Annotated in this window: 9 protein-coding genes; 2 read left to right on the top strand and 7 right to left on the bottom strand. The window is 72.7% G+C overall.

The features are described 5' to 3' along the window. Positions 1–65: 65 nt before the first annotated feature. From ACFWZH_RS39205 to ACFWZH_RS39175, 7 genes are all read right to left on the bottom strand, one after another. On the bottom strand, positions 66–737 hold the full coding sequence (locus ACFWZH_RS39205; protein WP_384443229.1) for a response regulator: 672 nt from the start codon (positions 735–737) through the stop codon (positions 66–68). Continuing rightward, entirely contained in the window at positions 734–2107 is a 1374-nt protein-coding gene (locus tag ACFWZH_RS39200) for a sensor histidine kinase (RefSeq protein WP_384443226.1), read from the bottom strand. The genes ACFWZH_RS39205 and ACFWZH_RS39200 overlap by 4 nt, the downstream gene beginning before the upstream one ends. A gap of 10 nt (positions 2108–2117) precedes the next feature. Next, positions 2118–3284, bottom strand: a complete 1167-nt coding sequence (locus tag ACFWZH_RS39195; protein WP_384443232.1) for an acyltransferase — start codon at positions 3282–3284, stop codon at positions 2118–2120. Next, entirely contained in the window at positions 3277–4248 is a 972-nt protein-coding gene (locus ACFWZH_RS39190) for an alpha/beta hydrolase (RefSeq protein ID WP_384443223.1), read from the bottom strand. Before ACFWZH_RS39190 ends, ACFWZH_RS39195 begins: the two co-directional genes overlap by 8 nt. A 147-nt stretch (positions 4249–4395) precedes the next feature. Then, positions 4396–6219: a TIGR03767 family metallophosphoesterase gene (locus tag ACFWZH_RS39185; protein WP_384443220.1), complete on the bottom strand. Its 1824-nt coding sequence runs from the start codon at positions 6217–6219 to the stop codon at positions 4396–4398. A 247-nt stretch (positions 6220–6466) separates the two neighbouring features. Beyond that, positions 6467–7438 (bottom strand): DMT family transporter, encoded by a 972-nt coding sequence (locus ACFWZH_RS39180; protein ID WP_384443217.1) that lies wholly within the window; start codon positions 7436–7438, stop codon positions 6467–6469. Between the two features lie 109 nt (positions 7439–7547). Next, positions 7548–7676 (bottom strand): hypothetical protein, encoded by a 129-nt coding sequence (locus ACFWZH_RS39175; protein WP_384443214.1) that lies wholly within the window; start codon positions 7674–7676, stop codon positions 7548–7550. A 109-nt stretch (positions 7677–7785) separates the two neighbouring features. Here ACFWZH_RS39175 and ACFWZH_RS39170 point away from each other — a divergent pair, with 109 nt between their 5' ends. Both ACFWZH_RS39170 and ACFWZH_RS39165 read left to right on the top strand, forming a co-directional pair. Then, positions 7786–8124 carry an ArsR/SmtB family transcription factor gene (locus tag ACFWZH_RS39170; protein ID WP_384443211.1) on the top strand — a complete coding sequence of 113 codons (339 nt, stop codon included), beginning with the start codon at positions 7786–7788 and terminating at the stop codon, positions 8122–8124. A gap of 202 nt (positions 8125–8326) precedes the next feature. Next, positions 8327–8632, top strand: coding sequence for a hypothetical protein (locus ACFWZH_RS39165; protein WP_384443208.1), 306 nt, complete (start codon positions 8327–8329; stop codon positions 8630–8632). Positions 8633–8825: the final 193 nt, after the last annotated feature.

Here is an 8825-nt window from a genome sequence, read left to right as displayed (position 1 = left end):
GCCCGGGTGCGCGAAACGCGTACCCGGGCGGCCGCCGCTCCTCGTCGTGCGCACGGCCCCTCGGCTCAGTACCCCGACGGCCGCACCAGCCCCGTCTCGTAGGCGAAGACGGTCGCCTGCGTCCGGTCGCGCAGCCCCAGCTTGACCAGGATCCGGCCCACATGGCTCTTCACCGTCTGCTCCGCCACCACCAGCCGCTCGGCTATCTCGCCGTTGGACAGTCCCTGCGCGATCAGCGCCAGCACCTCGGTCTCACGCTCCGTCAGATCGCCGACCCGGTCCTTGAGCGGGGTGCGGGGGGTACTGGTGACCCGGGAGAACTCGGCGATCAACCGCTTGGTGATGTTCGGGGCGAGCAGCGCGTCACCGGCGGCCACGACCCGTACCGCCTGGGCGAGTTCGGCGGCCGAGGCGTCCTTGAGCAGGAAGCCGGAGGCGCCCGCGCGCAGTGCCTCGTACACGTACTCGTCGAGGTCGAAGGTGGTCAGGACCAGCACCTTGACGGTGGCGCCGGCCGGTTCGGTGATCTGGCGGGTCGCCTCGATCCCGCCGAGCCGGGGCATCCGGACGTCCATCAGGACGACGTCCGGGGCGAGTTCGGCGACCTTGGCGAGGGCGTCCAGGCCGTCGACGGCCTGGCCGACCACCTCGATGCCGGGCTCGGCGTTGAGCAGCACCGTAAAGCCCTGACGGACCATCACCTGGTCGTCGGCGATCAGCACGCGGATGGTCGTCATCGGGTGTCCTCAACGGGGGAATCAGGGGAACCGGGGGCGGCGGAGGGGTGGTCGGCGTTGTCGGGCAGCAGCGCGGTCACCTCGTAGCCGCCGTCCGGGGTGCGCCCCACGGCCAGTTCGCCGCCGAGCATGGCGGTGCGTTCGCGCATCCCGAGCAGTCCGTGCCCGGAGCCGGGGGAGGGCGGGGCGGGACCGTCCGCCGCGGCGTTGGCGATCCGGAGCGCGAGCCCGTCGACGTGGTAGCCGACCGTCACCCGCACCGCCGCCCCCGGCGCGTGCCGCATCGCATTGCTCAGGGCCTCCTGCACGATGCGGAACGCCGACAGCTCGACGCCCGGAGCCAGCGGACGCGGCTCTCCGGTGGTCTCGGCGGTGACCGCGACCCCGGCGGAGCGCACCTTGCCGATCAGCTCGTCCAGCCGGTCGAGGGTCGGCTGCGGGGCGTGCCGCACCTCCTGCGACGGCGCCTCCTCCGAGCGCAGCACGCCCAGCACACGCCGCAGTTCGGTCAGCGCCTCGACGGCGTTCTCCCGTATGCCCGCGAGGTTCTCCTTCAGCGCGTCCGACGGGTTGTCGACCAGATGCGGAGCGACCTGTGCCTGGATGGAGATCACCGACATGTGGTGGGCGACCACGTCGTGCAGCTCGCGGGCGATCCGGCCACGCTCCTCCAGCAGGGTGCGGCGGGCCCGTTCCTCGGCGGTGAGCTCCTCCTGCACGACGAGCCGGTTACGGGCGACCCGGCTGAGGCGCAGCGAGGCGCCGACCACCACCGCGGTCGCGAAGCTCACCGCGCCGCGGGTCAGGTCGTCGTTGTGCCCGCCCGGTGCCGGGGCGGGGGCGACGGGGGCGGCGAAGGCCATGTTGACCATCCCCGCCAGGAGCGTGACCACCAGCGCCTCGACCGCGACGCGGGGGCGGACCCGCAGCGCGAGGAGGAGCAGCACGAGGGTGTGCAGTGCGACCCCCGCGACGCTCCAGGGCCACAGACTGTCGTGGTCGACGACGGGCTCCGTGGCCTGTGCGGTCAGGAAGAGCGCGAGCGTCGACAGCCACCAGGCGAGGACCGGGCGGGTCAACGCGAGGACGGCCGCCGCCGTCTGGAGCACGAGGAGCAGCAGCAGCCGCGTCGGGAACGTCTCGTCCGGGTGCCTGTCCCCGCCGAGCAACTCCTGGTAGTCGTTGGCGTTGAGCAGGAACATCAGCACCGCGAACAGCACCACATGGGCGTGCGGCAGCCGTCCGAGCCAGCGCATACGCGGCAACGGATCCCGCGCCACCGTCCACAGATCCGTGCGCAGCGTGCGCAACGCCGTCCCCGCGGCGGCCCGAAGCCGCCGTCCCCCGCCGTCCCCGGCCCCCTCGTTCACAAGATCCACTCTAGCCTCGCCCCGTTGTCACCGGAACGGAGCGCCGCTCCCGCACGACCCGGCTGCCGCCACGGCTCGCCCGCCGCCCCTGCTCGTACGTACGGAACGCGGCCCAGCACACCAGCAGCGCCACCGCGAACACCGGCAGCCAGCCCAGCCGGGCGAGCACCCAGCCGGCGCCGTCGGGCACGGTGTGCAGACCGGGCAACGGCCGGCCGGCCAGCAGACCCACCGCCGTCACCGCCATCATCGCGGTCTGATGCCACAGGAACACCGTCATCGCCGAGAGGTTCAGCAGCGCCACCGCGGCCCACACCGCGGGACGTCGCAGCGCCCGGCGCAGCCGGTCACGCACCAGCAGCGCCACCCCGCACTGCGCGAGACCGAAGCAGACGGCCGCGAGGGTGGGCGGGTTGAGATTGGAGATCCCGGCACCCGGCACCCCGACCATGGCGGCCGGATAGCCGCCCCACAGCACGAGCCCGGCGGTGGTGGCGGCACCCCCGACCAGCAGCACCCATCCGGCCCGGCGTTCCCGCAGCCCGCCGCGCGCCCAGCACGCCCCCAGGCAGTACGGGACCAGCCACCCGGCCACCACATTGATCCAGCCCGGCCAGGAGGGCCCGCCCAGCCCGAACCGCACCAGGTCGACGTGCAGCACGACGGCCACCGCCCACAGCGGGTGCAGCCTGGCCACCAGCGGCGTCGCCGCCGTCAGCGCGGCGAAGACCAGCAGGAACCAGAGCGGGGACAGCACCAGCTTGGCCAGCGTCAGTACCGTCTCCACACCGGCCCCGGAGGCCAGCATCACCGCCGCCGCAGCGCTCCAGACCACCAGCACCGCGGCAACCGGCCGGAACAGCCGCGCCATCCGGGCGCCGAGCCACCGCCGGTAGGTCTCGCCCCGGCCCCGGGCGGCGGCGTAACCGCGCGCCGCCGACTGCCCGCCCACCAAAAAGAAGACCGCCAGGGTCTGCAGCACCCAGGAAGCCGGGGCCAGCTGCGGCAGATACCGCAGCGGACTGGCGCCGTGCACGGCGCCGCTGTCGACGACGAGGGCGGTCACCAGCCAGTGCCCGAGTACCACACCGAGGATGGCCAGCGCGCGGAGTGCGTCGATGCTGCGGTCGCGGCCGGCCGGGGTCGCGGAGTCGATCCGCTGGACGAGGTCACGCAGCACGGTGGCGCTCCTCGGCCGGCAGGCGTCCGGAGACGATCCGCGCGAGATTCTCCAGCGACACCGATCCCGGGCGGAGATAGTCGCTGTGGCCGCCGGAACCCGCCGCGAAGATCCGGGCGCCGAAGGCCGGGGTGAGCGGGTCCTCGCCCAGCCCGAGCGTGCCGAACGGCAGCGGGATCTGCCCGTGCGGCACGTCGGCGATCCAGTCGGTGGCGCCGCGGCCGGCCCAGACCGTCGCCCGGGTGCGCAGCGCGGCGACACCGTCGGAGCCGGTACCGGGGCTGCCGTACAGCACGATGTCCGAAACGGCGAGGCCCGGCGCGGCCCGCCCGCAGACGACCGAGCCGTAGGAGTGGCACAGGACGGAGACCCGCGCAGTCGGCCGCGCCTTGTTCAACTCGCCGATGAATCGCACGAGTCGGGGTGCGGCATCCGCCGCGAGGGCGGGGGTCAGCACCTCGGTGCTCAGCGTGCCCGGCGTCTCGTAGCCCAGCCAGGCGATGACGGCGGTGCGGTCGTCCAGTTCGTGGTGGAGCGCCCGCGCACCGGCCCGGAAGCGCTCGTAGGTGTCGAGGCTGGTGTCGGACCCCGGCACCAGTACGGCGATCCGCTCGGCCCGCGCCAGGTCGCCGAGGACCTCGGTGGTGCGGCCCCCGCCGCGGCCGTCGAAGGCCAGGAACTGCCGCCCCGGAGCCGCCATGGCGCGCAGCGCGGCGGCCCGCCTCCGGTCGCCGTGGCCGGCGGCCGTCCGCTCCGCCGCGCGGATGCCGTCGCGGTTGGCGGCGTACCGCGCGGTGAGCACGCCCGGCGTGGCGGAGCGCAGCGGGCCGAGGTCGGCCGGGGCGGGCGCCGGGACGGCCGCGGGGCGCGCCGCACCCGAGACGGGCACGGCCACCGAGGCGGCGACAAGAGCGGCGAGCAGGGTGCGCAGCAGACGCTGGCCGCGCGGGCGGGACGCCATGAGCGGTGATCCTTCCGTACCGGAAGCCGGTGGTGCTTCCGGTACCGAAGCTATGGATCACACCGCTTGGTCCACGTCCCGCCAGGGAGCGTACTTACGGCCTGGCTCTCAGGTATGGGGGGTAGGGGGCCGCCCTCCGGCCCGCCCTCACGCCCGGGGCAGGAGGAGTTCGGTGTTGCGATCCGCGGCCGTGCCCGCCATCACTTCGTGGACCGCGCCGGGCGCCGGCATACGGTCGGTGAGACCGGGCGCGTTGTAGGCCAGCTCCCGGTAGAGGGACGCCAGCCCGACGGCGGACAGGTCGTCGAAGTCCGTGCGGTACGGCGCGGCCGATTCGATGAGCGTGGTGAACAGCGACAGCGTTCCGTCGTGGTTGTCGACCAGTTCCAGGAGCCGTGCGTGCTGGGGGTAGTCGATGTGGGAGGCGGTGTTGACCTCCCAGAAGGAGCGGGCGGGGGTGGCATGGGCGTGCGGGGTGATGCGGTTGACGTGGCTGTGCCCGTTGATCCAGGCCACCACGTTCGGAAAGCGGCTGAGCAGCGCGATGACCTCCGCGCCGTCGTGCCGGGTCTCGTCGGTGCGGGCCGCGTCGGGGCGCCGCGTCATGCTCGGACTGTGGTGGTGGCTGAAGACGAGGATATGTGCGTCGTCGCCGCCGGGGTTGCGCACCAGCCGGCCGTCCGCGTCGTGATGCCGCGTGCTGTGTGCCGCCAACGTCCGCTCCAGCCAGCGCAGTTGCTCGGTTCCCAGTGATCCTTCGTAGTGGCCGCTGCGGTAGGTGGTGTCGATGCTGATGCCCACCACTCCGTTCGCGATGGGGAAGGAGTAGTACATCCGGTCGCCGTCCAGGTGGTTCTCGGTGTAGCCGTGCCCGACCGGTCCCGCACCCGCGAAGGCCGGGTCCAGATGCGCGCGCAGGTACTCGTGCGGCGTGGCCAGGCGCCGGCGGTCGTCGGCGGTCACCGTCCGCGCCCTGGCGGAGTTGCGGCGCAGGATGTCCTTGAGCACGGTGCTCTTGGGATCGTCGCCGGTCTCCAGCACCTTGGCGAAGGCGGCCACGTCGGCGTCCGGCACGGAGAAGAGCTTGCGCGCCCCGGTGATGTACTCGGCGAGCTGAGGGTCCTGCGGAGCCAGGCAACCGCCCGGGAGGTCGTCGTGGTTGCCGGGCGTCGAGTACCAGGGAATGCGCAGGCCGGGGCTGGTGACCGGGCGGATCGCGGCGTCGAGGAAGCCGGGTATCCGCGGCATTCCGCGCCGCTTGTCCTGGTCGCGCAGGCTGTCGTCGGGGTGCCAGTACAGCGGGAGGCCGGAGTTCTGGACGCCTTCGTACGCCGCCGGGTCACCGGTGTTGGGGGTGATCCGGCCCCCGCTCATCACGGTGAGGAACCACTCCAGCTCCACCATCGAGTGGTTGTCGATGTTGTCCCCCGTGGACATCACAAAGGCCGGCGGCCGGCCGGTGTGGGGGCCGCCGCCCAGCGCGTTCACCTGCTCCACCAGCGACACCGCGCCCGCGACGGACAGCGCCTCCTGCCCCCGCCACGATCCCGGGGACCCGGCACGCAGGAATTCGGTCCGCAACGGGCTCTGGACGTCGGCCACATGCAGATCGGTGAACTGGACGAAGCACGCCAGGGCGGTGCGCCGGTCCCGGCGGGCGGTCCTGGCGGTGGCGAGTTCGCCCCGTACGACCAGGGGCCATCCGGGGCCGGGGGCGATGCGCCGGTAGCCACCACGGCCGGCGAGCCGGGCGGTCGTCTCCAAGGTGGTGGTCCCGTACGGCGCCGCTCGTCCGGAGAGCGGGCGTGCCGACGACGGGCCGGTGCCGCCGCGCTGTGCCGGCACGGCGCCCGGGCCCGTGCCGCCGCGGCTGACGTGGGGGAGTGCGAGGGCGGCGCCGGTCGCGGCGACGGCGGCACCAGAGGTGAAGAGGAATCGACGACGGTCGGTGGTGATGTCAATGCCGGCCATGGGGCCCTCCTGCGGTGGCGGGCGTACCCGACCACAGCGGTGTCACCAAGATTCGGAATCTCTCATTCCGAACTCTGCGGGAGGCTCGTGGCCGGCAGTTGAACGGGCCCGGAACGCCGAACACCGATCGCCCGTCGGTCTGGTCCGCCCTTCCTTCCTTGACTCCGTGGAGCGGGAGAAAGCGCAGGCCAAGCGCAGGCCAAGCGCTCCTCCGGAGGGGTGCCCGATGGGCTGGGGAAGGCCCAGGTCACCTGCCGGCACCCGGGACTTCGGCTTCGTTGCGCGCGGCTGTCTCGCCGGGCGGGGAGGCGCTGCCGGCCCGGACGCGTGACGTCCCGCGCCTGCCGGCTCTCAGGTACGTGGCCGCGATGGAGGCGCAGGCGACCGCGGCGATGCCGGCCCACTGGGGCCAGGCGAGGTACTGGCCGAGGATGAGCAGGCCGAACAGCGCGCCTGCGGCCGGTTCCAGGCTGGTCAGCACGCCGAAGACGGGTGGCGGGATACGGCGCATGGCCTCCAGGTTGAGCGAGTACGGGAGCACGCTGGAGGCCACCGCCACTACGGCCGCCACCCACAGGACGTGCGGGTCCAGCAGCGCGCTGCCGGCCTGGGCGATCCCATAGGGGGCGCTGAGCAGGGCCGCCCAGGTGATGGCCACGGCCAGGCCCTGGCCGCCGCTGAGGCGGGTGGCCATGCGCGCGGAGACGAGGATGTATCCGGCCCAGCAGCAGGCCGCCGTGGCGGCCAGGGCGAGGCCGACCGCGGGCAGGGAGGTGCGGCCTGTGCCGCTCAGCAGGAACACGCCTGCTGCGGCCAGGCAGGCGGGGACCAGGTCGACCGCGCGGCGGGAGCCGGCCAGGGCGATGGTGAAGGGGCCGAGGAACTCGATCGTGGCGACGATCCCGAGGGGGAGGTGGTCAACGGCTTCGAAGAAGGCGATGTGGTGCCCCGCGAGGAGGGTCCCGGCGGTGAGCACGGTCTTCCATGCTCCCTTGGTCGAGCTCAGCGCCCGGCGCTTCGGGCGCCATAGGGCGCAGAGGATCACGCCGGCGATCAGCAGCCGCAGGAACACCACGCCCGCGGCCCCTGCCTGCGGATACGCGCGCGGGGCGAGGGCCGCGCCGAACTGGAGCCCGCACACGCCGGCCAGGACGAGACAGGGCGCGGGCACCTTGCCTGCGACGGCGGACAGTCCTTGGGCGGCGCTGTGTTGCTGCATTTCTCGGTCCGTGGTTTCGGGCCCCGGGCATGTGCCGGGGCCGGTGGGCGTGCGGAGGGCCGACCGGGATCGACCGCCTGTCGGCTGTCGTGTCCCGGGGCGTGGGAGGTCAGTCGGTGACGTGCGGCAGCGGCTTGCCGGCAGAGATCACCTGGCCCGGCCCCGGCTCGGGCACCGCGGCCCGCACGAGCCGCAGCACCTCGGGGCCGCCGTACGCCTGGATCTCGACGGCGCGCATCGTCGGACCACCCTTCCCCCAATGTTCAACCAGAAGCGAACATCGGCAATGTAAGATGGAAGTCGAACATTGCGCAACCGAGTGTGATGACCGCGCAGGAGGAAGAGGGATGTCGGGGCACACCGAAGCCGGAGGGCACCGACCGGCGCCCGTGCACACACACCCCGCCGACGTCACCCTGCTCACCGCCCTGTCCGCCCTCGCGGACCCAGTGCGCATCCAGCTGATCCGCGAGCTGGCGGGCCACTCCGACTGGATGCTCAGCTGCAGCAACTTCGACGTGCCCGTCGGCAGAGCCGCGAAGAGCCACCACTTCAGCGTCCTTCGCGACGCCGGCCTCGTCGAACAACGCGACCAGGGCACCAAACGCCTCAACCGGCTGCGCCGCGAGGAGTTCGACGCCCGCTTCCCCGGCCTCCTCGACCTGGCCCTCCGCCCGGAGGACTGAACGGCGGTCGGCCCGTCAGCATCGGCTGTCGGCGGGGCGCGTGCTGGCCCGCTGATGCTGTGGCTTGCCCCATGGGTGCAAGGTCAACGAGCGACTTCGGCGGTGAAAAGGGATGTTCCTCAAGCCCTGTTTAGCAACCGTTGATCCCCGGCGGGCAAGATCGGTCCGCAGAGGCACACACCGACCATTTAGGGGGAAAGCCATGGGCGTCGTGACGTTCTACACGCTCGAATGCGTCGAGCAGGAGGACTGGAACGGGGCGGACGACATCTACCTCACCATCAACGGCGGGCGTTCGGTCTACTCGACCAGCATCGAGAAGGGCGAGAAGCGCCACATCAACAAGTCCTTCCACTTCGCGGGCGATGTCGCGGAGGTCCGCATGTACGAGAGCGACGATGCCGACGCCGACGACCTGCTCGGCGAGCAGGTTCCGCTGCTCGGCTACGGCGAGATGAAGTTCCGAGAGGACGGTGCCCACTACACGCTCTCCTACAACCTGTCCTGACGGGAGGCGTCGGCGGGCCGGCCCCACCAGGCCGGCCCCGCCGCGGGTGGGAGACCCCGGGCGGGGGGGGGGGCGGGGGGCCGGGTTTTGTTGTGGCAATTAATTATCGCCCTTTGTGGGGGGGGGGGGGGGGTGTTTGGGGCAGGGTGAGGGGTGAAGGTGAGCGTGAGTCGGTAGAGCCCGTGGTCAGGGC

This window comes from Streptomyces sp. NPDC059008, assembly GCF_042749045.1.
Taxonomy (GTDB): domain Bacteria; phylum Actinomycetota; class Actinomycetes; order Streptomycetales; family Streptomycetaceae; genus Streptomyces.
This window is presented reverse-complemented; position numbering and strand designations above follow the sequence as displayed.